This is a genomic window from Janthinobacterium sp. LPB2021202312-11-4, assembly GCF_037049705.1.
In the GTDB taxonomy this organism is placed as follows: Bacteria; Pseudomonadota; Gammaproteobacteria; order Pseudomonadales; family Pseudomonadaceae; genus Aquipseudomonas.
Genome location: NZ_JBAGKV010000016.1, coordinates 143,316 through 164,960, shown reverse-complemented (window position 1 = coordinate 164,960; position 21,645 = coordinate 143,316). Strand labels below are relative to the sequence as shown.

Annotated in this window: 24 protein-coding genes; 9 read left to right on the top strand and 15 right to left on the bottom strand. The window is 60.2% G+C overall.

Annotation, left to right across the window (positions count from 1 at the left end; genetic code table 11):
• Nucleotides 1-195 precede the first annotated feature (195 nt).
• Nucleotides 196-678: a glutathione peroxidase gene (locus V5E99_RS18375; protein WP_499803704.1), complete on the bottom strand. Its 483-nt coding sequence runs from the start codon at nt 676-678 to the stop codon at nt 196-198.
• Nucleotides 679-800: 122 nt separating this feature from the next.
• Entirely contained in the window at nt 801-1,286 is a 486-nt protein-coding gene (locus V5E99_RS18370; RefSeq protein ID WP_201195774.1) for an FKBP-type peptidyl-prolyl cis-trans isomerase, read from the bottom strand.
• A gap of 85 nt (nt 1,287-1,371) precedes the next feature.
• Between V5E99_RS18370 and V5E99_RS18365 the strand changes: the two genes are divergently transcribed.
• From V5E99_RS18365 to yihG, 3 genes are read left to right on the top strand one after another with little or no spacing between them, the layout of a single operon-like run.
• Complete coding sequence (locus V5E99_RS18365) at nt 1,372-1,593, top strand: DUF3565 domain-containing protein (RefSeq protein WP_499803713.1); 222 nt, start codon at nt 1,372-1,374, stop codon at nt 1,591-1,593.
• Nucleotides 1,594-1,653: 60 nt separating this feature from the next.
• Nucleotides 1,654-3,753: a phosphate acetyltransferase gene (pta, locus tag V5E99_RS18360; RefSeq protein ID WP_499803703.1), complete on the top strand. Its 2,100-nt coding sequence runs from the start codon at nt 1,654-1,656 to the stop codon at nt 3,751-3,753.
• On the top strand, nt 3,754-4,656 hold the full coding sequence (gene yihG / locus V5E99_RS18355) for a 1-acylglycerol-3-phosphate O-acyltransferase, YihG family (protein WP_499803702.1): 903 nt from the start codon (nt 3,754-3,756) through the stop codon (nt 4,654-4,656).
• 149 nt (nt 4,657-4,805) lie between these two features.
• Here the strand turns inward: yihG and cysN are convergent, their stop codons facing one another.
• From cysN to V5E99_RS18340, 3 genes are all read right to left on the bottom strand, one after another.
• Nucleotides 4,806-6,704, bottom strand: a complete 1,899-nt coding sequence (gene cysN / locus V5E99_RS18350; RefSeq protein ID WP_499803701.1) for a sulfate adenylyltransferase subunit CysN — start codon at nt 6,702-6,704, stop codon at nt 4,806-4,808.
• 9 nt (nt 6,705-6,713) lie between these two features.
• Nucleotides 6,714-7,631, bottom strand: coding sequence for a sulfate adenylyltransferase subunit CysD (gene cysD / locus V5E99_RS18345; RefSeq protein WP_010463281.1), 918 nt, complete (start codon nt 7,629-7,631; stop codon nt 6,714-6,716).
• Nucleotides 7,632-7,893: 262 nt separating this feature from the next.
• A complete protein-coding gene (locus V5E99_RS18340) occupies nt 7,894-8,652 on the bottom strand; it encodes a Nif3-like dinuclear metal center hexameric protein (protein WP_499803700.1) in 759 nt (252 codons plus the stop codon).
• A gap of 102 nt (nt 8,653-8,754) precedes the next feature.
• On the opposite strand from V5E99_RS18340, the gene algW reads away from it, so the two are divergent.
• Nucleotides 8,755-9,909 (top strand): Do family serine endopeptidase AlgW, encoded by a 1,155-nt coding sequence (gene algW, locus V5E99_RS18335; RefSeq protein WP_499803699.1) that lies wholly within the window; start codon nt 8,755-8,757, stop codon nt 9,907-9,909.
• Between the two features lie 120 nt (nt 9,910-10,029).
• Here algW and hisC read toward each other — a convergent pair whose 3' ends face one another.
• The 10 genes from hisC to V5E99_RS18285 form a co-directional block, all read right to left on the bottom strand.
• Complete coding sequence (gene hisC, locus V5E99_RS18330; RefSeq protein WP_499803698.1) at nt 10,030-11,082, bottom strand: histidinol-phosphate transaminase; 1,053 nt, start codon at nt 11,080-11,082, stop codon at nt 10,030-10,032.
• A 2-nt stretch (nt 11,083-11,084) separates the two neighbouring features.
• A complete protein-coding gene (gene hisD, locus V5E99_RS18325) occupies nt 11,085-12,410 on the bottom strand; it encodes a histidinol dehydrogenase (protein WP_499803697.1) in 1,326 nt (441 codons plus the stop codon).
• A 126-nt stretch (nt 12,411-12,536) separates the two neighbouring features.
• Nucleotides 12,537-13,172, bottom strand: a complete 636-nt coding sequence (gene hisG, locus V5E99_RS18320) for an ATP phosphoribosyltransferase (protein ID WP_121757288.1) — start codon at nt 13,170-13,172, stop codon at nt 12,537-12,539.
• 129 nt (nt 13,173-13,301) lie between these two features.
• Entirely contained in the window at nt 13,302-14,567 is a 1,266-nt protein-coding gene (gene murA, locus V5E99_RS18315) for a UDP-N-acetylglucosamine 1-carboxyvinyltransferase (protein ID WP_059403262.1), read from the bottom strand.
• A 22-nt stretch (nt 14,568-14,589) separates the two neighbouring features.
• Nucleotides 14,590-14,841: a BolA family protein gene (locus V5E99_RS18310; protein WP_201195781.1), complete on the bottom strand. Its 252-nt coding sequence runs from the start codon at nt 14,839-14,841 to the stop codon at nt 14,590-14,592.
• A gap of 116 nt (nt 14,842-14,957) precedes the next feature.
• Nucleotides 14,958-15,263, bottom strand: coding sequence for an STAS domain-containing protein (locus tag V5E99_RS18305; protein ID WP_499803696.1), 306 nt, complete (start codon nt 15,261-15,263; stop codon nt 14,958-14,960).
• Nucleotides 15,260-15,901: an MlaC/ttg2D family ABC transporter substrate-binding protein gene (locus V5E99_RS18300; protein WP_499803695.1), complete on the bottom strand. Its 642-nt coding sequence runs from the start codon at nt 15,899-15,901 to the stop codon at nt 15,260-15,262. The genes V5E99_RS18305 and V5E99_RS18300 overlap by 4 nt, the downstream gene beginning before the upstream one ends.
• Before the next feature lie 11 nt (nt 15,902-15,912).
• Complete coding sequence (gene mlaD / locus V5E99_RS18295) at nt 15,913-16,380, bottom strand: outer membrane lipid asymmetry maintenance protein MlaD (RefSeq protein WP_018927199.1); 468 nt, start codon at nt 16,378-16,380, stop codon at nt 15,913-15,915.
• The gene (gene mlaE / locus V5E99_RS18290; RefSeq protein ID WP_499803694.1) at nt 16,380-17,177 is read right to left on the bottom strand and encodes a lipid asymmetry maintenance ABC transporter permease subunit MlaE; all 798 of its coding nucleotides are present in this window, start codon (nt 17,175-17,177) and stop codon (nt 16,380-16,382) included. Before mlaE ends, mlaD begins: the two co-directional genes overlap by 1 nt.
• The gene (locus tag V5E99_RS18285; RefSeq protein ID WP_499803693.1) at nt 17,177-17,986 is read right to left on the bottom strand and encodes an ATP-binding cassette domain-containing protein; all 810 of its coding nucleotides are present in this window, start codon (nt 17,984-17,986) and stop codon (nt 17,177-17,179) included. The genes mlaE and V5E99_RS18285 overlap by 1 nt, the downstream gene beginning before the upstream one ends.
• Before the next feature lie 276 nt (nt 17,987-18,262).
• Here V5E99_RS18285 and V5E99_RS18280 point away from each other — a divergent pair, with 276 nt between their 5' ends.
• The 5 genes from V5E99_RS18280 to lptB are packed head-to-tail and all read left to right on the top strand — an operon-like array spanning nt 18,263 to nt 21,607.
• Nucleotides 18,263-19,237, top strand: coding sequence for a KpsF/GutQ family sugar-phosphate isomerase (locus V5E99_RS18280; RefSeq protein ID WP_499803692.1), 975 nt, complete (start codon nt 18,263-18,265; stop codon nt 19,235-19,237).
• Nucleotides 19,237-19,761, top strand: coding sequence for a KdsC family phosphatase (locus V5E99_RS18275; RefSeq protein WP_499803691.1), 525 nt, complete (start codon nt 19,237-19,239; stop codon nt 19,759-19,761). Before V5E99_RS18280 ends, V5E99_RS18275 begins: the two co-directional genes overlap by 1 nt.
• 7 nt (nt 19,762-19,768) lie before the next feature.
• Nucleotides 19,769-20,347, top strand: a complete 579-nt coding sequence (lptC, locus tag V5E99_RS18270) for an LPS export ABC transporter periplasmic protein LptC (protein ID WP_499803690.1) — start codon at nt 19,769-19,771, stop codon at nt 20,345-20,347.
• A gap of 43 nt (nt 20,348-20,390) precedes the next feature.
• A complete protein-coding gene (gene lptA, locus V5E99_RS18265) occupies nt 20,391-20,882 on the top strand; it encodes a lipopolysaccharide transport periplasmic protein LptA (protein ID WP_499803689.1) in 492 nt (163 codons plus the stop codon).
• Entirely contained in the window at nt 20,882-21,607 is a 726-nt protein-coding gene (gene lptB, locus V5E99_RS18260; protein WP_499803688.1) for an LPS export ABC transporter ATP-binding protein, read from the top strand. Before lptA ends, lptB begins: the two co-directional genes overlap by 1 nt.
• Nucleotides 21,608-21,645: the final 38 nt, after the last annotated feature.

Sequence of the window (21,645 nt, the reverse complement as noted above, 5' to 3'; positions counted from 1 at the left end):
GAGGAAAGACTTTATGACGGCGATAATATGGAGAGTGGCCAGCCATGAACAGCACTATTGATTGCGGTGATTAAGGTCTAAAAGGCAGGAAACGTTGTAGGAGCTAGGCTTGCCCGCGAAGGCGTCAATTCAGTCAACGATGATGTTGACTGAACCACCGTCTTCGCGGGCAAGCCTCGCTCCTACAAGGGAGGGTCAGCTCAGCGCTTTTTCGATGGCATGGATAATCGTCGGATCATCCGGCGCCGTACGTGGCGAGAAGCGCGCCAGCACACGCCCGTCTTTGCCCAGCAGGAATTTTTCGAAGTTCCAGGTGATGTCACCCGGAAACTCCGCGCCCTCGCCTGCCAGCAAACGGTACAACTGATGGCGATCGTGGCCGTTGACTTCCAGCTTGCTGGACAATGGGAAGGTCACGCCATAGTTGAGGCTGCAGAACTCCTGGATCTCTTGCTCGGTGCCCGGCTCCTGGCCGGCAAACTGGTTGCACGGCAAGCCCAGTACGCTGAAGCCCTGACCCTTGAATTGCTGATAGAGGTTTTCCAGCGCCGCGTACTGTGGGGTCAAACCACATTTGGAGGCCACGTTGACCACCAGCACGACGTGCCCTTTGAAGGGCGCCAGAGGTAGCTCCTGACCATCCAGGGCTGTCAATTTAAGGTCGTGGAAAGCACTCATGACGAACTCCAAATTCCCGTGTTCTTCTCGAAACAGCCACTTGGCGGTGCCGCCTGGGACAGCCGCGGACTAAAAAGGCGCCCCTCGGGCGCCTCTCCAGTTATCTGAGCTTAGCGCAGAAATCAGTGGTGATGGCCACCTTCGCCATGGACGTGACCATGAGCGATTTCTTCCTGGCTGGCGTCACGGATGTCGATGATCTTGACCTGGAAATTCAGGCGCTGACCAGCCAACGGGTGGTTGCCGTCGACGGTGACATCGTCGCCGTCCAGGTCACGGATAGTGACGATTTGCATCTGGCCGTCCGGCGCGGAAGCGTGGAACTGCATGCCCACTTCCAGTTCGTCGACGCCTTCGAACATGCTGCGGCTCAGGGTGCTGACCAGTTCGGCAGCGTATTCGCCGTAGGCATCTTCAGGTTCTACGGCGACAGTCAGTTCGTCACCGACTTTCTTGCCTTCCAGTGCCTTTTCCAGGCCCGGGATGATGTTACCTGCGCCTTGCAGGTAGACCAGCGGCGCGCCGCCGGCGGAGCTGTCGATGACCTCACCAGCGTCGTTGGTCAGGGTATAGTCGATGGAGACAGCCTTATTGGCGGCGATCAGCATGGGGCGAGACCTTTTGCAGAAGAATATAGAAAGAGCGAGTTTAGCGAAGCAATCGCCCGAAAGCGAACACAACCCGGACAGACGGATCGACGCCAAAGGCCCGACCGCCACCGGTTTCCATCAGGACGAGGATGGGCACTGGGTGGCCGAGCTTTCCTGCGGCCATACCCAACACCTGCGCCACCAGCCGCCCTGGCAATCCCGGGCCTGGGTCCTGGACCCTTTGCAACGTATTGAAAAAATAGGCCAACCCTTTGACTGCGGTTGGTGCGCACAAGGCTCGGTTAGCGCTAACCTTGGCGACTGAATTTCGGTAGACGGCCAGCCATAGGCCGCAGCCATTGCCATGCACCTCCAGAGAATCCGCATGCAAACTTTTTTTATCGCGCCCACCGATTTTGGTGTGGGTCTGACCTCCATCAGCCTCGGGCTGGTGCGTACCCTTGAGCGAGCCGGCCTCAAAGTCGGCTTTTTCAAACCGATTGCCCAGCCGCATCCGGGCGACACCGGCCCTGAGCGTTCCACCGAACTGGTGGCGCGCACCCACGGCCTCAAGCCGCCGCAACCCCTGGGCCTGGCCCATGTCGAGCGCATGCTCGGCGACGGTCAACTGGATGAATTGCTCGAAGAAATCATCACCCTGTATCAACAGGCAGCCGTCGGCAAAGACGTGCTGGTCGTCGAAGGCATGGTCCCGACCCGCAGCGCCAGCTACGCCGCCCGGGTCAACTTGCACTTGGCCAAGAGCCTCGATGCCGACGTGATCCTGGTCTCGGCCCCGGAAAGCGAAGCCCTGACCGAACTCTCCGGCCGGGTGGAATTGCAGGCGCAATTGTTCGGCGGCCCGAAAGACCCGAAAGTCCTCGGTGTGATCCTCAACAAGGTCAAGACCGAGGAAAGCATGGACGCCTTCGCCTCGCGCCTGAAAGAGCACTCACCGTTGCTGCGCAGTGGTGATTTCCGTTTGCTCGGCTGCATCCCGTTCCAGCCGGAACTGAACGCCCCGCGCACCCGCGACGTCGCCGACCTGATGGGCGCGCAGATCCTCAATGCCGGCGACTACGAAACCCGGCGCATGACCAAAATCATCATCTGCGCCCGCACCATGCGCAACACCGTGGAGTTGCTCAAGCCCGGCGTGCTGGTGGTGACGCCCGGCGATCGCGACGACATCATCCTCGCCGTCAGCCTCGCCGCCATGAACGGCGTGCCCCTGGCTGGCCTGCTGCTGACCAGCGATACCCTGCCCGACCCGCGAATCATGGACCTGTGCCGTGGCGCTTTGCAGGCGGGTTTGCCGGTGTTGTCGGTGAGCACCGGTTCCTACGAAACCGCCAACCTGCTGAATGGCCTGAACAAGGAAATCCCGATCGACGACCGCGAGCGTGCGGAAATCATCACCGATTTCGTTGCCAGCCACCTCGACGCCAACTGGCTGCACCAGCGTTGCGGTACGCCACGGGAGATGCGCCTGTCGCCGGCCGTGTTCCGCTATCAATTGATCCAGCGCGCCCAGGCCGCCAACAAGCGCATCGTGTTGCCCGAAGGCAGCGAGCCGTTGACCGTGCAAGCCGCCGCGATCTGCCAGGCCCGTGGCATCGCCCGTTGCGTGTTGCTGGCCAAACCGGCGGACGTTGAAGCCGTGGCCCGCGCCCAGGGCATCGAGTTGCCGCCGGGCCTGGAAATTCTCGACCCGGACCTGATTCGCGGTAACTACATCGAACCGATGGTTGCCTTGCGCAAGACCAAAAGCCTCAACGCGCCGATGGCCGAGCAGCAACTGGAAGACACCGTGGTGATCGGCACCATGATGCTGGCGCTGGACGAGGTCGATGGCTTGGTGTCCGGGGTGATTCACTCCACCGCCAACACCATCCGCCCGGCCCTGCAACTGATCAAGACCGCACCGGGCTGCACCCTGGTGTCGTCGGTGTTCTTCATGCTGTTCCCGGAAGAAGTGCTGGTCTACGGCGATTGCGTGATGAACCCGCACCCGAGCGCCAGCGAACTGGCCGAGATCGCCTTGCAAAGCGCCGACTCGGCGGCTGCGTTCGGCATCACGCCGAGAGTGGCGATGATCAGCTACTCCAGCGGTGAATCGGCCAGCGGCGAAGAAGTCGAGAAAGTCCGCGAAGCGACGTTGCTCGCCCACGAACAACAAAGCTCATTGCTGATCGACGGCCCGTTGCAGTACGACGCCGCCGCCAACGAAACCGTGGCCCGGCAACTGGCGCCGAACAGCCAGGTGGCCGGTCGCGCCACGGTGTTCGTGTTCCCGGACCTGAACACCGGCAACACCACCCACAAGGCGGTACAACGCAGCGCCGACTGCGTGAGCCTCGGGCCGATGCTGCAAGGCCTGCGCAAACCGGTGAACGACCTGCCGCGCGGCGCGCAAGTCGATGACATCGTCTACACCATCGCGTTGACCGCGATTCAAGCTGCCAACCGACCTATGGATCTTTAAATGCTGCAATTCCTACCTGCACCCGTGCGGGGCGTGATCGCCTCGCTGCTGTTGGCACTGAACACCCTTTTGCTGTGCTCGTTTCTGTTCTGCGTGGCGATCTTCAAGGTGTTGCCGTTCGCCCTCACCCAACGCTTTACGCTTTGGTTGATGAGCCACACCCACGAAGCCTGGATCAGCAACAACAAAGCCTGGATGAACCTGGTCTGCCGCACTCGCTGGCACCTCTCAGGCCTTGAAGGGCTGGACTATAAGCACTCGTACCTGATCACCAGCAACCACCAGAGCTGGGTCGACATCATGGTCCTGCAATACGTGCTCAACCGCCGTATCCAGCCGCTGAAGTTCTTTCTCAAGCAAGAACTGATCTGGGTCCCGGTGATCGGTTTGGCCTGGTGGACCCTGGGCTTTCCGTTCATGAAGCGCTACTCCAAGGCCTACCTGGAAAAGCACCCGGAGAAGAAAGGCAAAGACCTGGAAACCACCCGTAAGACTTGCGACAAATTCCGCAACAACCCGGTGGGGATTTTCAACTTCGTCGAAGGCACGCGCTTCACCGAGGGTAAACATGCCCAGCAGAAGTCGCCGTTCAAGTATTTGCTGAAGCCCAAGGCGGGCGGCATTGCGTTTGTGCTGGATGCGATGGGTGAGCAACTGGAGTCGATCGTCAACGTGACCATTCACTATCCGGGCGGGCGTCCGGGGTATTGGGATTTGCTCTGCGGGAATGTGAAGGATGTGGTGGTGAATTTTGAAGAGCTGAAGATTCCGCCGCAGTTTATTGGCAAGAATTACGACCAGGATGGGGAATACCGACTGGAGTTCCAGGGCTGGATCAACCGGTTGTGGGAAGACAAGGATGCGTTGCTGGAGCAGATGCACCGCGAGCATCCAGGCATTTAAGATCAAAAGATCGCAGCCTTCGGCAGCTCCTACGGGTGTACACCTGCCCTTGTAGAAGCTGCCGAAGGCTGCGATCTTGACGACCCGAAGGACACAAAAAAACCCGCCGATGATCACTCATCGGCGGGTTTTTTATAGTCGGCTAACGCTTATATAGCGCCACGCTGACGCAGCAGGTCGAGCACTTGCTTGACGCTTTCTTCCAGCGACAGCGACTGGGTGTCGACCACAAGGTCGGCGTCCAGCGGCACGTCGTACGGGAAGGAATCACCCGGGATGTTGTCGCCAGCGGCGGCGTACAGCCCTTGCGGATCACGCTCGGCGCACACCGCTGGCGAAGCCTGGACGTAAACGGTCAGCAAGCGTTCCTTGCCGATCAGGTCCTTGGCCTGCTCGCGCCCTTCGGCGCTTGGCGCAACGAATGCCGCCAAGGTCAGCAAGCCGGCTTCGTTGAACTGACGCGCAACGTGCGCCGCACGACGCCAGTTCTCGGTACGCCCGGCACGATCCTGCGGCAAGCCTTTGTTCAGGTCGTGACGCAGGTTCTGGCCATCCAGTACAAACACCGCACGACCCAGGTCGAACAGCTTGCGTTCAACCGCGTAAGCCAACGTACTTTTGCCCGCGCCGGACAAGCCGCTGAACAACACGGTGGCCGGTTGCTGGCCGAAGCGCTGAGCGCGTTCTTCGGTGGCGACGTGCGCCAGTTTGCCGTGGTGCGTGCTGCTGCCATGGGCCTGCGGTTGAGCGATGATCATGCCCGCCGCGACAGTCCCGTTGGTCAACCGATCGATGACGATGAACGAGCCGGTGGTGCGGTTGCTCGCGTAACCGTCCAGCGCGATGGCGGCGTCGAGGCTGACCTTGACCCGGCCGATTTCGTTCAGGTTCAGCGAACTGGCCGGACCTTCTTCCAGGGTGTTCACGTCAACGCGGTTGACGATGCTGGTGATCGAACCCGGCACGTAGGACGTGGCGCGCTTGATGTCGTATTTCTTGCCCGGCAGCATCGGCTCTTCGGCCATCCACACCAGCATGGCGTCGAAGGCGTCAGTCACTTGCGGCAGGTTATCGGCGTGCACCAGCAGGTCGCCACGGGAGATGTCGATCTCGTCTTCCATGGTCAGCGTCACCGCTTGGCCAGGACCGGCGTGTTCCAGTTCACCTTCGAAGGTGACGATGGATTTCACGCGGCTGCTCTTGCCCGACGGCAGCACCACGACTTCGTCGCCCTTGTGCACGATGCCGCTGGCCAGGGTGCCGGCGAAACCACGGAAGTTCAGGTTCGGACGGTTGACGTACTGCACCGGGAAACGCAGGTCGGTGTAGTTGCGGTCGTTGGCGATCTCGACGGTCTCGAGAATCTCCATCAGCGACTGGCCGGTGTACCACGGCGAGCGCTCGGACTTGTTCACCACGTTGTCGCCCTTCAGGGCCGACATCGGCACGAAGGCCATGGTGGTCGGCTTGAACGCGATGCCTTCGGCGAACTTCAGGTAATCGGCCTTGATCGACTCGAACACGCTTTCGTCGAAGCCATTGATGTCCATCTTGTTGACGGCAACCACGATGTGTTTGATGCCCAGCAACGAGGCGATAAAGCTGTGGCGACGGGTCTGGGTCTGCACGCCGTAACGGGCGTCGATCAGGATGATCGCCAGGTCACAGGTGGACGCACCGGTGGCCATGTTGCGGGTGTACTGCTCATGGCCAGGGGTGTCGGCGATGATGAATTTGCGCTTGGCGGTGGAGAAATAGCGGTACGCGACATCAATGGTGATGCCCTGCTCACGCTCGGCCTGCAGACCGTCGACCAGCAACGCCAGGTCGATGTCGTCACCGGTGGTGCCGGACTTCTTCGAATCGCGGGTAATGGCTTCCAGGTGATCTTCGTAGATCATCTTGGAGTCGTGCAGCAGGCGCCCGATCAGGGTGCTCTTGCCGTCGTCGACGTTGCCACAGGTCAGGAAGCGCAGCATTTCCTTGCGTTCGTGCTGGCCCAGGTAGGCGAGGATGTCCTCGCTGATCAAATCAGATACGTGCGACATGACAACCCCTTAGAAATAACCCTGACGTTTCTTTTCTTCCATCGAGCCTGCGCCATCGTGATCGATGACCCGGCCCTGGCGTTCGGAAGTTCGCGTCAGGAGCATTTCCTGAATGATGTCGGTCAGGCTGGTGGCCTCGGACTCGACCGCACCGGTCAACGGGTAGTCGCCCAGCGTGCGGAAACGGACCTTTTTCTTGACGATGCGCGCTTTGTCTTCGTCGCTCAGGTGATTGAGCAGGCGTTCGTCGTCGATCATGATCCAGGTGCCGTTCATCTCGATAACGTCGCGCTCGGCGGCGAAATACAGCGGCACAATCGGGATGCCTTCAAGGTAGATGTACTGCCAGATGTCCAGTTCGGTCCAGTTCGACAACGGGAACACACGAATGGATTCGCCCTTGTTGACGTTGCCGTTGTAGACGTTCCACAGCTCTGGACGCTGGTTCTTCGGGTCCCAGCGGTGCTTGGTGTCGCGGAAGGAATACACGCGCTCTTTGGCACGGGACTTCTCTTCGTCGCGGCGGGCACCACCGAAAGCGGCGTCGAAACCGTACTTGTCGAGGGCCTGTTTCAAGCCTTCGGTTTTCATGATGTCGGTGTGTTTGGCACTGCCGTGGGTCAGCGGGTTGATACCCTGCGCGACGCCATCGGGGTTGACGTGCACCAGCAGGTCAAGGCCCAGTTCTTCGACCATGCGGTCGCGGAACGCGTACATTTCCTTGAACTTCCACCGGGTGTCGACGTGCATCACCGGGAACGGCAGTTTGCCCGGGAAGAATGCCTTGCGCGCAAGGTGCAGCATCACGGCGGAGTCTTTACCGACGGAGTACAGCATCACCGGGTTATCGAACTCGGCGGCGACCTCGCGGATGATGTGGATGCTTTCGGCCTCCAGCTGTTTCAGATGCGTCAGTTTGTCGACCATGGCTACTCACGAAAACGATCTTATGGACGGCCAGCGGGCCGTGTTCGAGCGGGGAATCCTAGCACAGCGCCCACTTCTAATCAGGACGCCAACTAGATCGAAAGGGTATATGAATATACCCCCTCGTTTGGGCCCAACCACGCCCGACCAATTGACACCCCACCCCCGTAGGAGCTGCCGAAGGCTGCGATCTTTTGACTTTGATTTTAAGATCAAAAGATCGCAGCCTTCGGCAGCTCCTACACAGGGCAGCGCGTTTTAATCAAATCGGGTTTGGGCAATCGATGAAGATGTGCTCCAGGGCAAAGCGGCGCGCCAGGTAATCCCCCAGCGCCTGCACGCCGTAGCGTTCGGTGGCGTGGTGGCCGGCGGCGATGAAGCTGATGTCGTTTTCCCGGGCGCTGTGGAAAGTCTGTTCGGACGCTTCGCCACTGAGGTACAGATCGACACCCGCCAGCACCGCTTGATCGATGTAGCCCTGGCCTCCTCCGGTGCACCAGCCAACGCGACGAATCATCTCGCTGCCTTCGATCAGCAACGGCTCGCGGCCCATGACTTCCTGCACGCGCCGGGCAAAGTCGCGCGGGCTCATCGGTTCGCTCAGCGAGCCCACCAGGCCGACGATTTTCAGGTTATCGGGGTCCAGCGGGCCTTCGACGGTGATGTCCAACTGACGCGCCAGTTGCACGTTGTTGCCGACCTCCGGGTGCAGGTCCAGGGGCAAGTGATACGAGAGCAAACTGATGTCGTGCTTGAGCAGGGTTTTGAGCCGGCGCTGCTTCATGCCGGTGATGCACGGGTTCTCGCCTTTCCAGAAATAGCCGTGATGCACCAGCACCAGATCAGCGTTGGCCTCGACCGCCGCGTCCAGCAATGCCTGGCTGGCCGTGACGCCGCTGACGATGCGCATCACTTGCGGACGGCCCTCAACCTGCAACCCGTTGGGGCAGTAGTCGGCAATTTTCGAACTGTTCAGGTAACGGTCGGCTTCTTCGACCAGGGTGCTCAGGGCGACAGCCATAAAAGACTCCTAAATATCCCGTTCAGAGGCACGCGCGACCTCTATAATGCGCGACATTATGGGCGGTCTCATACCACCTGCAACCTCTGTAGGACTTGTTTAATGCTTAAGGCGCTGCGTTTTTCCGGCTGGCCGTTGTTGGCCGGCGTGCTTATCGCTCTGTTGATCATCCAGCGTTACCCGCAGTGGGTCGGGCTCCCAAGCCTCGACGTCAACCTGCAACAAGCCCCGCAAACCACCAGTGTTCAGCAAGGGCCGGTGTCCTATGCCGACGCCGTGGTCATTGCCGCGCCGGCGGTGGTCAACCTGTACACCACCAAAGTCATTAACAAGCCCAATCACCCGCTGTTTGAAGACCCGCAGTTCCGCCGCTTCTTCGGCGACAACTCGCCCAAGCAGAAGCGCATGGAGTCGAGCCTCGGCTCCGGCGTGATCATGAGCCCGGAAGGCTACATCCTGACCAACAACCACGTGACCACTGGCGCCGACCAGATTGTCGTGGCGCTCAAGGACGGCCGCGAAACCCTGGCCCGAGTGATCGGCAGCGACCCGGAAACCGACCTCGCGGTATTGAAGATCGACCTGAAGAACCTGCCGTCGATCACCATCGGCCGCTCCGACAACATCCGCATCGGCGATGTGGCGCTGGCCATCGGCAACCCGTTCGGCGTCGGCCAGACCGTGACCATGGGCATCATCAGCGCCACCGGCCGCAACCAACTGGGCCTGAACAACTACGAAGATTTCATCCAGACCGACGCCGCGATCAACCCCGGCAACTCCGGCGGTGCGCTGGTGGACGCCAACGGCAACCTGACCGGCATCAACACGGCGATCTTCTCCAAGTCCGGCGGCTCCCAGGGCATCGGTTTTGCGATCCCGGTGAAACTGGCGATGGAGGTGATGAAGTCGATCATCGAACACGGTCAGGTCATTCGTGGCTGGCTGGGGATTGAAGTGCAGCCGCTGACCCAGGAACTGGCCGAGTCGTTTGGCCTGTCCGGGCGTCCGGGGATTGTGGTGGCGGGGATTTTCCGTGACGGTCCGGCGCAGAAGGCCGGCCTGCAACTGGGTGATGTGATCCTGAGCATCGACGGTGAACCGGCGGGTGATGGCCGCCGCTCGATGAACCAGGTGGCGCGGATCAAACCGACCGACAAGGTTTCGATTCAAGTAATGCGTAACGGCAAGGAGCTCAAGCTAACGGCGGAGATTGGCCTGCGTCCGCCGCCGGCGCCGGTCAAAGAAGAAGAATAATCAGACACCGCAAAACCCCGTAGGAGCGAGGCTTGCCCGCGAAGAACGATGACTCGGTGCAACAGATACACCGAGTCATCGTTCTTCGCGGGCAAGCCTTGCTCCTACAGGCGGTGTTGGTTAGAGGTCGCCGAGGCCGTCGATCAACGCCTGATTTTGCTCTGGCGTGCCGATGGAAATCCGCAGGAACTGGGCAATCCGCTCCTGCTTGAAGTGCCGAACGATCACCCCCTGCTCACGCAACTTCGCCGCCAGACCGGCCGCATCGTGCTGCGGGTGCCGGGCAAAAATGAAGTTGGCCGCCGACGGCAGCACTTCAAAGCCCTTCGTTTGCAATTGCGCGACAACCTTCTCGCGATTCTCGATGACCAAGCGGCAGGTCTTGTCGAAGTACTCGCGATCTTCAAACGCCGCCGCCGCGCCGACATTCGCCAGACGATCCAGCGGATAGGAGTTGAAGCTGTTCTTGATCCGCTCCAGCGCCTCGATCAGGTCCGGGTGCCCCACCGCCAGACCCACCCGCAGGCCCGCCAAAGAACGGGACTTGGACAGGGTCTGGGTCACCAGCAGGTTCGGATAACGGTCCACCAGACTGATCGCGGTTTCGCCGCCGAAGTCGATATAGGCTTCATCGACCACCACCACCGAATCCGCGCTGGCCTTGAGGATTTGCTCCACGGCATCCAGCGCCAGCAGGCAACCGGTCGGCGCGTTCGGGTTCGGGAAAATGATCCCGCCGTTAGGCTTGGCGTAGTCCGCCGGGTTGATCTGGAACTGTGCGTCCAGCGGCACCGCGTCGAACGCAATGCCATACAACCCGCAATACACCGGGTAGAAGCTGTAGCTGATGTCCGGGAACAACACCGGATGATCGTGTTGCAGCAAGCCGTGAAAAATGTGCGCCAGGACTTCATCGGAACCGTTGCCGAGGAACACCTGATTGCTCTGCACGCCGTAATACTTGGCCACGGCATTCTTCAGCAGATCGCTGTTCGGGTCCGGGTACAGGCGCAGGTTGTCGTTCAGTTCGGTCTGCATCGCGGCCAGGGCTTTGGGCGATGGGCCGTACGGGTTTTCGTTGGTGTTGAGCTTCACCAGTTTCGCCAGTTTCGGCTGCTCGCCCGGCACGTAAGGCACCAGACTCTTGACGAAGGGGCTCCAGAATTTACTCATGTTCAGTCAACCTTCTTATCGTCAACGATGCGGTATTCGGCGCTGCGGGCGTGGGCGGTCAGCGACTCGCCACGGGCCAGCACGGAAGCGGTCTTGCCCAGTTCGGACGCACCCTGCTCGGAGCAGAAGATGATCGACGAGCGTTTCTGGAAGTCGTAAACACCCAACGGCGACGAGAACCGCGCGGTGCCGGAGGTCGGCAACACGTGGTTCGGACCTGCGCAGTAATCGCCCAGCGCTTCGGAGGTGTGACGGCCCATGAAGATCGCCCCGGCGTGGCGGATCTGCGGCAACCAGGCCTGCGGATCGGCGACCGACAACTCCAGGTGTTCCGGCGCGATGCGGTTGGCTACTTCGATGGCTTGTTCCATGTCGCGCACCAGAATCAGCGCGCCACGGCCATTGATCGAGGTTTCGATGATCTCGGCGCGTTCCATGGTCGGCAGCAGTTTGGCGATGCTCGCGGCAACCTTGTCGAGGAACTCGGCGTCCGGGCTGACCAGGATCGCTTGCGCATCTTCGTCGTGCTCGGCCTGGGAGAACAGGTCCATGGCGATCCAGTCCGGATCAGTCTGACCGTCGCAGACCACGAGGATTTCCGACGGACCGGCGATCATGTCGATGCCAACCTGGCCGAACACGTGGCGTTTGGCGGTGGCGACATAGATGTTGCCCGGGCCAACCACTTTGTCGACCTTCGGTACGCTTTCGGTGCCGTACGCCAGCGCGGCAACCGCTTGTGCGCCGCCGATGGTGAACACCCGGTCCACGCCGGCGATGCAAGCGGCGGCCAGCACCAGTTCATTGAGTTCACCGCGCGGGGTCGGCACGACCATGACCACTTCGGTCACGCCAGCCACTTTGGCCGGAATGGCGTTCATCAGCACGGACGACGGATACGAGGCCTTGCCGCCCGGTACGTACAGGCCGGCGCGGTCCAGCGGCGTGACTTTCTGGCCCAGCACCGTGCCGTCGGCTTCGGTGTAGGTCCAGGAATCCTGCTTCTGTTTTTCGTGGTAGCTGCGCACCCGGGCAGCGGCTTTTTCCAGGGCTTCGCGCTGAGGCGCGGTGATGCGGGTCAGGGCCAGTTCCAGGCGTTCGCGGGGCAGGATCAGGTCCGCCATGGACGCGACTTGCAAGCCGTCGAACTTCTGGGTGAATTCCACCAGCGCGGCATCGCCCCGCTCGCGCACGGCTTTGATGATGTCCAGCACGCGCTGATTGACCGAGTCGTCAGACACACTTTCCCAGCTCAGCAGATGATCCAGATGATGCGCGAAATCCGGGTCAGCAGCGTTGAGTCGGCGAATTGCAGTCGGTGCGGTCATAGCGAGAGCCTCATAGGAATGGCAAAAACTCAGGCGCCCTAACTTAGCAGTCGTTTCCGCTTGGGCACCTGAGAATTCTGGCTATGAGGCGGATAGACGGGCGCGACTTAACGTCGCGCAGGTGAATCAGCCGCGGTGTCGAGACTCCACTGCCTTGCGCAGGGTGTCGATCAACGCCTGGATACGGGCGTGCTGCATTTTCATCGAAGCCTTGTTGACGATCAGCCGGGAGCTGATGTCAGCGATGAAATCCTGTGGCTCCAGGCCATTGGCCCGCAGCGTATTGCCGGTGTCGACCACGTCGATAATCTTGTCGGCCAGGCCGATCAGCGGTGCCAGTTCCATCGAGCCGTAGAGCTTGATGATGTCGACCTGACGGCCCTGCTCGGCGTAGTAACGCTTGGCAACGTTGACGAATTTGGTGGCAACGCGCAGACGGCCCTTGGGCTCGACGGCACCGACCTTGCCGGCGGTCATCAGCTTGCACAGGGCAATTCGCAGGTCCAGCGGCTCATAGAGCCCCTGGCCGCCGTATTCCATCAGCACATCTTTACCGGCGACGCCCAGGTCCGCGGCACCATGCTCGACGTACGTCGGCACATCGGTGGCGCGCACGATCAGCAGACGTACGTCAGGCTGGGTCGTGGGGATGATCAGCTTGCGGCTTTTGTCCGGATTCTCGGTCGGCACGATACCCGCTTCAGCCAGAAGCGGCAGGGTGTCGTCAAGGATGCGGCCCTTGGACAGTGCGATGGTCAACATGGGAAACGTCAGTCCTTATCAAGGTACTCATGCCCGGTCGCAAACGGCGCCGGACACACATCGAGGGCGCAACCGCCCTCGACCTGAAACGAATTCAACGGGCGCGTCCCTGCGCCCATGCAGCAGAAACTAGCCCGGTACGCGGCGGATCTTGGCGCCGAGCATCTGCAGTTTCTCTTCGATGCACTCGTAACCACGGTCGATGTGGTAGATGCGGTCGATCAGGGTGTCGCCTTCAGCGATCAGCGCCGAAATGACCAGGCTGGCCGAAGCACGCAGGTCGGTGGCCATCACTGGCGCGCCTTTGAGCTTCTCGGTGCCGGTCACGATGGCCGTGTTGCCTTCGACCTGGATCTTGGCGCCCATGCGGTGCAACTCGTACACGTGCATGAAACGGTTTTCGAAGATCGTCTCGATCACGGCACCGGTGCCTTCGGCAATGGCGTTGAGGGAGATGAACTGCGCCTGCATGTCGGTCGGGAATGCCGGGTACGGAGCGGTCCGCACGTTGACGGCTTTTGGCCGCTTGCCGTGCATGTTCAGCTCGATCCAGTCTTCGCCGCAGGTGATTTCGGCACCGGCTTCACGGAGTTTTTCGAGAACGGCTTCGAGGATGGTCGGATCAGTATCCTTGACCTTCACACGACCGCCGGTCACGGCAGCCGCCACCAGGTAGGTGCCGGTTTCGATACGGTCCGGCATCACTTTGTAGGTGGCCGGGTGCAGACGCTCAACGCCATCGATGGTGATGGTGTCGGTGCCGGCGCCAGTGATCTTGGCACCCATGGCGATCAGGAAGTTCGCCAGGTCGATGACTTCAGGCTCGCGCGCGGCGTTAGCCAGAACGCTGCGACCCTTGGCCAGGGCAGCGGCCATCATGATGTTTTCGGTACCGGTGACGCTGACGGTGTCAAAGAAGAAGTGCGCACCGCGCAAACCGCCTTCTGGCGCCTTGGCCTTGATGTAGCCGCCTTCGACGTCGATGACCGCGCCCATGGCTTCGAGGCCACGGATGTGCAGGTCGACCGGACGCGAACCGATGGCGCAACCGCCAGGCAGTGCGACTTCGGCTTCACCGAAACGGGCAACCATCGGGCCGAGCACCAGGATCGAGGCACGCATGGTTTTCACCAGTTCGTACGGTGCGATCAGGGTCTTGATGGTACGTGGGTCGATTTCGACGCTGAGTTTCTCGTCGATCACCGGCTCGATGCCCATGCGACCAAACAGCTCGATCATGGTGGTGATGTCGTGCAGGTGCGGCAGGTTGGCCACGGTGACCGGGCCATCGCACAGCAGGGTGGCAGCCAGGATCGGCAGGGCAGAGTTCTTTGCCCCGGAGATGCGGATTTCGCCATCAAGACGAACGCCACCGGTAATAATCAATTTATCCATAAGAATCTCGACGCCCTTGGGCTCAGGTGCGCTCGGCCCAGGCCGCGCTGCTGAAAAATTTCATAGTGACCGCATGGATGCTGCCATCGGTGATCCATGGGTTTAAATGGGCATAGATCTGCTGCTGACGCTTCACCGGGCTCAACGCCGCCAGTTCATCGCTAATCACGTTCAGCTGAAAGTTGCAGCCTTCGCCTTCAACTTCTACCTGCACTGATAAAAAAGTCTCGGACAGCTTTCCTTCAAGAAAGCTCTTAACTTCGGTGGCCTGCATGCTCAACCTCAATCGGCGCCCAGTGCGCGCGGGTCGGACATCATACAAAAAAGCCCCGCGCCTGCGAACCCCGCATTTGCAGGACTCTGACGGGGGGGCTTCTTTATAGATGCCGGTTAGGGGTGCGCCAACAGCTCGGTCAATTCGCTGACCTGAGCGATTTCACGCATGTCTTCGGGCATTGCGCGAATGCTCAGGGCCTTGCCGGCCGCCTGGGCATCGCGCATGAAGCACAGCAGCAGCGACAAACCGACACTGCTGGACTTCACCACCGCCGAACAATCCACCACCACGGCGGCGGCCTTGCTGGACTTGATCAGCGCCTGACCCTGCTTGCGCAAGTCCGGGCCGGTGCGGTAATCCAGCACGCCGCTGAGCAACAGCTCGCCGGTTTCGTTCATGCGAACGGCCGACTCGCTCATTGGGCTTTCTTCTCGGTAGCTTCCTTGGCTTTAGCCACTTCCCCGGCCCAATTGTTGATGGTCTTGTCCAGGTCGTTGCCATTGCGCTGCATCGCGTCAGCGAACTGATCGCGGAACAGTTTGCCGATGTTGATGCCGTTGATGATCACGTTGCGCAGTTTCCACTCGCCATTGATCTTCTCGAGGGTGTACTGCACCGGATAAACCGCGCCATTGCTGCCCTTGACCGTCATGCCAACGCTGGTGCGATCGCCCGACTCGTCCTTGGCAGGGTCAACGACGATGCCCTGGTTGTTGTACTCAAGCAACGCGTTGCCATAGAACTGGAACAGGCCTTTCTTGAAATTTTCCTGAAAGGTCTGCATTTGAGCCGGCGTAGCTTTGCGCGAGTATTTGACCGTCATGATGCTTTTGGAGATGCCCTCGGCATCCACAACAGGACCGACGATGGTGTTCAGCGCCGTGTAGAAGTCCTGCGGGTCCTGCTTGTACTTCTCTTTATTGGCCGTCAGATCAGCCAGCATCCGGGTGGTGGTGTCCTGAACCAGATCGTGCGCCGAAGGCGCCGCCACGGCGTTGGCCATCAACGGCAGGGCCGCGAGTAATACCAACAGGCCACGTCGCAAGGTAGAGATCATTCAAAAGCTCCTCATTTGGCGTCTTTGCTAACGGTATTGAGCAGGAATTTACCGATCAGGTCCTCGAGCACCAGCGACGACTGGGTGTCGTGGATGGTTCCACCATCCTTGAGCAAGGCTTGTTCCCCGCCCACGCTGATACCGATGTACTTCTCGCCCAACAGGCCAGCGGTGAGGATAGATGCAGTGGAGTCAGTCGGCAGATTATCTACGCGCTTTTCCAACTGCATGGTCACCCGACCGGTGAAACTGTCGCGGTCCAGATCGATCGCCGTGACCTTGCCGATGGTCACACCGGCCATGGTCACCTTAGCTCTGACAGTCAAACCGGCGATATTGTCGAAGTAAGCATAAAGTTTATACGTATCGGTGGTTGCGCTCGGGGACAGGCCACTGACCCGCAACGCAAGCAACAGCAAAGCCAGGATGCCAGCCAGCAAGAAAAGGCCGACACCGATTTCCAGGGTGCGGTTTTGCATCAGAAATCTCCAAACATCAAGGCGGTCAAAATAAAGTCCAGGCCGAGCACTGCCAAAGAGGCATACACCACGGTCTTGGTTGTGGCACGGCTGATCCCCTCGGACGTGGGCTCACAGTCATAGCCTTGGAATACGGCGATCCAGGTGACGACAAAGGCGAAAACGATGCTTTTGATGATGCCATTGAGCACATCGCCATTGAACGTCACGCTGTTCTGCATGTTCGCCCAGTAGGAGCCGTCGTAGACACCCAGCCAGTCGACTGCCACCCACGAACCGCCCCAGATCCCGACGACGCTGAAAATCATCGCCAGCACCGGCAGGGAAATGAAGCCGGCCCACAGGCGCGGGGCAATGATGTACTTGAGCGGGTCGACGCCAATCATTTCCAGACTGGACAACTGCTCGGTGGACTTCATGTTGCCGATTTCGGCCGTCAGGGCAGAACCGGCACGACCGGCGAACAGCAATGCAGTCACCACCGGCCCCAGTTCACGCAGCAACGTCAGGGCAACCATCTGCCCGACCGCCTGCTCAGAACCGTAGCTGGACAGGATATTGAAGCCTTGCAGCGCCAACACCATGCCGATGAACACCCCGGAAACCACAATGATCACCAGGGACATCACGCCAATCGAATGCAGTTGCTTGATCAGCAAACCGAAACCGCCGCCAATACCGCCGCGGCCCAGTAACGCGTGAAACAGGAAAATCGTCGCCCGCCCGAACACCCCGACGGCATCGATCGCCGCGTGGCCGAACCGGCGCACCTTTTCTATTAGTGAAATCTTGCGCATCAGCGCTTCCCCAGAAGATCTGCGCGGTAATCCGTCGCTGGAAAGTGATAGGCGACCGGACCATCGGGGTCGCCTGTCATGAATTGACGGATACGCGGCTCGTCCGAGTTCATCAGCTCGTCAGGTGTGCCCTGCCCCAACACTTGCCCATCGCCCACCACATAAATGTAGTCGGCAATGCTCGCGGTCTCTGCCAGGTCGTGGGAAACCACGATACTGGTGATACCCAGCGCATCATTGAGCAAGCGGATCAGGCGCACCAGCACGCCCATGGCGATCGGGTCCTGCCCCACAAAGGGCTCGTCATACATGAGGATCTGTGGATCGAGGGCAATCGCCCGGGCCAGCGCGACACGACGCTTCATGCCGCCGGACAACTCGTCAGGCATCAGGTCGATGGCGCCACGCAGCCCCACGGCCTGCAATTTGAGCAGGACGATGTCACGGATCATTTCTTCCGGCAGCTCGGTATGAACGCGCAGCGGAAAGGCGACGTTCTCGAACACGTCAAGATCGGTAAACAACGCGCCGCTCTGGAACAGCACGCCCATGTGCTTGCGCGCATCGAACAGGTCGCTGCGAGACAGTTTGGGCAGATTCTGACCGTTGACCCAGACTTCACCGCTGCTAGGCCGCAACTGTGCGCCCATCAGCCGTAACAGGGTGGTCTTGCCACACCCGGAAGGTCCCATGATGCCGGTGACCTTGCCGCGCGGGATACGGATATCGACGTTATTGAAAATGCTGCGCGTACCGCGCTTGAAGGTCAGTCCCTTCAGCTCGACCGCGTAGGCGTTATCGGCACTCATCTAAACTCCTTGCGATGCAGCCTCTCACTCGGACGCCTGGCTTTCTGACGAAAGCACATACCTCCCCGGGCAGGCCGAACTGGCGGCGAACTATATCACTGCAACGGCTCAGCGCCCAAGGCCCAAGCCGGGCCATGTTCAGCAACAGGACAGGGTAAAAGCTTCTATTTGGAGTGATTCAGTAACAGGGAATGACAAAGCACGACGAACTAGCGTGAGGGTTTCGATCATTACCGCTATAATCGCCGCCTTTTCATCGGGCTATACGATTCTGACATGAGCCAATCCAGCGACCTGATTCAATCGGCACAACGCACCATCCGCCTCGAAATGGAAGCCGTACAAGGCTTGCTGCCCCATATCGACGCGGATTTCGTACGCGCTTGCGAGATGATTCTGGCCAGCAAAGGCCGCGTGGTGGTGCTCGGCATGGGCAAATCGGGGCACATCGGCAACAAGATTGCCGCCACCCTGGCCAGTACTGGCACCACGGCCTTCTTCGTACACCCGGCCGAAGCCAGCCACGGCGACATGGGCATGATCACCCGCGACGACATCATCCTGGCGCTGTCGAACTCTGGCTCCACCAATGAAATCGTCACCCTGCTGCCGCTGATCAAGCGCCAGGGCATCCAACTGATCAGCATGACCGGCAACCCGGACTCACCGCTGGCCAGGGCTGCCGAGATCAACCTGAACGTCCACGTCGAGCACGAGGCCTGCCCGCTGAACCTGGCGCCGACCTCTTCGACCACCGCCGCGCTGGTCATGGGCGACGCCCTGGCCGTGGCGTTGCTGGAAGCTCGGGGCTTTACCGCTGAAGATTTCGCGTTCTCCCATCCTGGCGGCGCACTGGGCCGACGCCTGCTGCTGAAAGTGGAAACCGTCATGCACGCCGGCGCAGAGCTGCCGCAAGTGCAACGTGGCACCCTGCTCAAGGATGCTCTGATGGAAATGACCCGCAAGGGTCTGGGCATGACCGCCATCCTGGAAACCGACGGCAAACTGGCCGGGATCTTCACCGACGGCGATTTGCGCCGCACCCTGGACCGCACCATCGACATCCACCACACGACCATCGACGAAGTCATGACCGTGCACGGCAAAACCGCCCGTGCCGACATGCTGGCGGCCGAGGCGCTGAAAATCATGGAAGACCACCGAATCAACGCACTGGTAGTCGTGGACAAGGAAGACCGCCCGATCGGCGCCTTCAACCTCTCCGATCTGCTGCGTGCAGGAGTAATGTGATGACCACCGACCTGCTGCAACGCGGCAAACAGATCAAACTGGCGGTTTTCGACGTGGACGGCGTGCTCACTGACGGGCGCCTGTATTTCCTCGAAGACGGCAGCGAATTCAAGACGTTCAGCACCCTCGACGGCCAAGGCATCAAGATGTTGATGGCGGCCGGCGTACAGACCGCTATCATCAGCGGTCGCAAAACCCCGGTCGTCGAACGTCGAGCGAAAAACCTCGGCATCCCGCACCTTTATCAGGGGCGCGAAGACAAACTGGTCGTACTCGACGAGCTACTTGCCCAACTCAACCTAAGCTATGAGCAAGTCGCCTACCTCGGTGACGACCTGCCAGACCTGCCGGTGATTCGCCGCGTCGGGCTGGGCATGGCCGTGGCCAATGCCGCCAGTTTCGTGCGCGAACACGCCCACGGCGTCACCCAGGCCCGTGGTGGCGAGGGTGCCGCCCGGGAATTTTGCGAGCTGATCCTGAGCGCCCAGGGCCGCCTCGATGCGGCCAACGCCGCGTATTTGTGAGCCTATTATGTTTATCCTGAGCAAAAAGTTTCGCAGATTCCTGCTGTTCGGTTGCATCGCTGCGATATTTGCCGCGGTCGGCTACTGGAACATCAGCCCGGAACGCTTCCTCGACAAGCCAGTGGCCAAGGTCGATGAAAGCGCGATCGACTATTACGCCTTGAACGCCCACAGCGTTCAGTACCTGCCTGACGGCGGCCTTCAGTACGACTTGACGTCCGACAAGGTCGAGCACCTTAAGGCAAGCGATGTGACACTGCTGACCAACCCCGACCTGAATATGTACCGCGGCACCGAGTTCCCATGGCACGTCACCAGCTTGCGCGGTGAAGTGAACCCGGATGGCACTCAAGTGGAACTGATCGACTCGGTGCGTATTGCACGCACCGACGAAAAGAACCGCGAAATGATTGTTACCAGCACCCGCATGACAGTGTTCCCGCAGCAGCAATATGCGCAGACCGAGCAACCCGTTAGAATCGACGGCGCTGGCGGTGTATCGACTGGCAACGGAATGAAAGCGTATTTGAAAGAAAGCAGGATACACCTGCTATCGAACGTAAGAGGACAGTATGAGGCTCGTTAAAACTCTCCCTATTTTGCTCAGTCTGGGCGCAGCACTGGGAAGCGTGAGCGCCTGGGCTCTGCCGAACGATCAAGAGCAGCCTATCCGCATTCAGGCCGACGACGCCCAACTGGACGACAAGCAAGGCATCGCCACCTATAAAGGTGATGTGATCATTACTCAAGGCTCGATGAAGGTCACCGGCAACACCGTGACCATCACCCGCACCCCGACCGGTGACATCGACGTGGTGACCTCGGTGGGCAACCTTGCCTACTTCGAGCAACTGCAGACCGCCGGCGACACCAAGCCTGTTCAAGGCTGGGGCGTGACCATCCAGTATCACGCGGCGCAAAACCGCGTCGTACTGATCGACAAGGCGAAAGTTGTCGACAAGGACAACAACGTCACCCAAGGCGAGAAAATCGTCTACGACACGGTCAAGAAGCTGGCAAGCGCCGGTCGCGCCACGGGCAACAAGGTCACCGAATCGCGTCCGCGTATCGACATGGTGATCCAGCCCAAGCCGAAAACCGACGCGAAAAAGGCCCAGTAATGGCGACTCTGAAAGCTCAGCATCTGGCCAAGGCCTACAAAAGCCGCCAGGTCGTGCGTGACGTCAGCCTGTCGATCGACAGCGGTCAGATCGTCGGCCTGCTTGGCCCGAACGGCGCCGGCAAGACCACCTGCTTCTACATGATCGTGGGCCTGGTACAGGCGGATCAGGGGCGCGTATTGATCGACGACCTGGACGTCAGCCACCAGCCAATGCACGGTCGTGCAAAGGCCGGTATCGGCTATCTTCCGCAAGAAGCGTCGATCTTCCGCAAACTGTCGGTGGCCGACAACATCATGGCCATCCTCGAGACCCGCAAGGAACTCGACAAGGCCGGTCGCCGCAAGGAGCTGGAAAGCCTGCTGCAGGAGTTCCACATCAGCCACATCCGTGACAACCTCGGCATGAGCCTGTCCGGTGGCGAACGCCGCCGTGTGGAAATCGCCCGCGCCCTGGCCACCAACCCGAAATTCATCCTGCTCGACGAACCTTTCGCCGGCGTGGACCCGATTTCGGTCGGCGATATCAAGCAGATCATCCATCACCTCAAGGCCAAGGGCATTGGCGTGCTGATCACGGACCACAACGTCCGTGAGACCCTGGATATCTGCGAAACAGCCTACATCGTCAACGATGGCCAACTGATCGCCGAAGGTGACTCCGCCACCATCCTGGCCAACGAACTGGTCAAGGAAGTGTACCTGGGTCATGAGTTCCGCCTGTAAGCACTGAAGTGTCTGGCAGTTGTCCGAGCGCCGGTTTC

Bases quoted from the DNA above. Each gene is read 5' to 3' on its own strand.
- V5E99_RS18375 (WP_499803704.1), bottom strand. From the start codon at position 678: ATGAGTGCTTTCCACGACCTTAAATTGACAGCCCTGGATGGTCAGGAG.
- V5E99_RS18370 (WP_201195774.1), bottom strand. From the start codon at position 1,286: ATGCTGATCGCCGCCAATAAGGCTGTCTCCATCGACTATACCCTGACC.
- pta (WP_499803703.1), top strand. From the start codon at position 1,654: ATGCAAACTTTTTTTATCGCGCCCACCGATTTTGGTGTGGGTCTGACC.
- yihG (WP_499803702.1), top strand. From the start codon at position 3,754: ATGCTGCAATTCCTACCTGCACCCGTGCGGGGCGTGATCGCCTCGCTG.
- cysN (WP_499803701.1), bottom strand. From the start codon at position 6,704: ATGTCGCACGTATCTGATTTGATCAGCGAGGACATCCTCGCCTACCTG.
- cysD (WP_010463281.1), bottom strand. From the start codon at position 7,631: ATGGTCGACAAACTGACGCATCTGAAACAGCTGGAGGCCGAAAGCATC.
- V5E99_RS18340 (WP_499803700.1), bottom strand. From the start codon at position 8,652: ATGGCTGTCGCCCTGAGCACCCTGGTCGAAGAAGCCGACCGTTACCTG.
- algW (WP_499803699.1), top strand. From the start codon at position 8,755: ATGCTTAAGGCGCTGCGTTTTTCCGGCTGGCCGTTGTTGGCCGGCGTG.
- hisC (WP_499803698.1), bottom strand. From the start codon at position 11,082: ATGAGTAAATTCTGGAGCCCCTTCGTCAAGAGTCTGGTGCCTTACGTG.
- hisD (WP_499803697.1), bottom strand. From the start codon at position 12,410: ATGACCGCACCGACTGCAATTCGCCGACTCAACGCTGCTGACCCGGAT.
- hisG (WP_121757288.1), bottom strand. From the start codon at position 13,172: ATGTTGACCATCGCACTGTCCAAGGGCCGCATCCTTGACGACACCCTG.
- murA (WP_059403262.1), bottom strand. From the start codon at position 14,567: ATGGATAAATTGATTATTACCGGTGGCGTTCGTCTTGATGGCGAAATC.
- V5E99_RS18310 (WP_201195781.1), bottom strand. From the start codon at position 14,841: ATGCAGGCCACCGAAGTTAAGAGCTTTCTTGAAGGAAAGCTGTCCGAG.
- V5E99_RS18305 (WP_499803696.1), bottom strand. From the start codon at position 15,263: ATGAGCGAGTCGGCCGTTCGCATGAACGAAACCGGCGAGCTGTTGCTC.
- V5E99_RS18300 (WP_499803695.1), bottom strand. From the start codon at position 15,901: ATGATCTCTACCTTGCGACGTGGCCTGTTGGTATTACTCGCGGCCCTG.
- mlaD (WP_018927199.1), bottom strand. From the start codon at position 16,380: ATGCAAAACCGCACCCTGGAAATCGGTGTCGGCCTTTTCTTGCTGGCT.
- mlaE (WP_499803694.1), bottom strand. From the start codon at position 17,177: ATGCGCAAGATTTCACTAATAGAAAAGGTGCGCCGGTTCGGCCACGCG.
- V5E99_RS18285 (WP_499803693.1), bottom strand. From the start codon at position 17,986: ATGAGTGCCGATAACGCCTACGCGGTCGAGCTGAAGGGACTGACCTTC.
- V5E99_RS18280 (WP_499803692.1), top strand. From the start codon at position 18,263: ATGAGCCAATCCAGCGACCTGATTCAATCGGCACAACGCACCATCCGC.
- V5E99_RS18275 (WP_499803691.1), top strand. From the start codon at position 19,237: ATGACCACCGACCTGCTGCAACGCGGCAAACAGATCAAACTGGCGGTT.
- lptC (WP_499803690.1), top strand. From the start codon at position 19,769: ATGTTTATCCTGAGCAAAAAGTTTCGCAGATTCCTGCTGTTCGGTTGC.
- lptB (WP_499803688.1), top strand. From the start codon at position 20,882: ATGGCGACTCTGAAAGCTCAGCATCTGGCCAAGGCCTACAAAAGCCGC.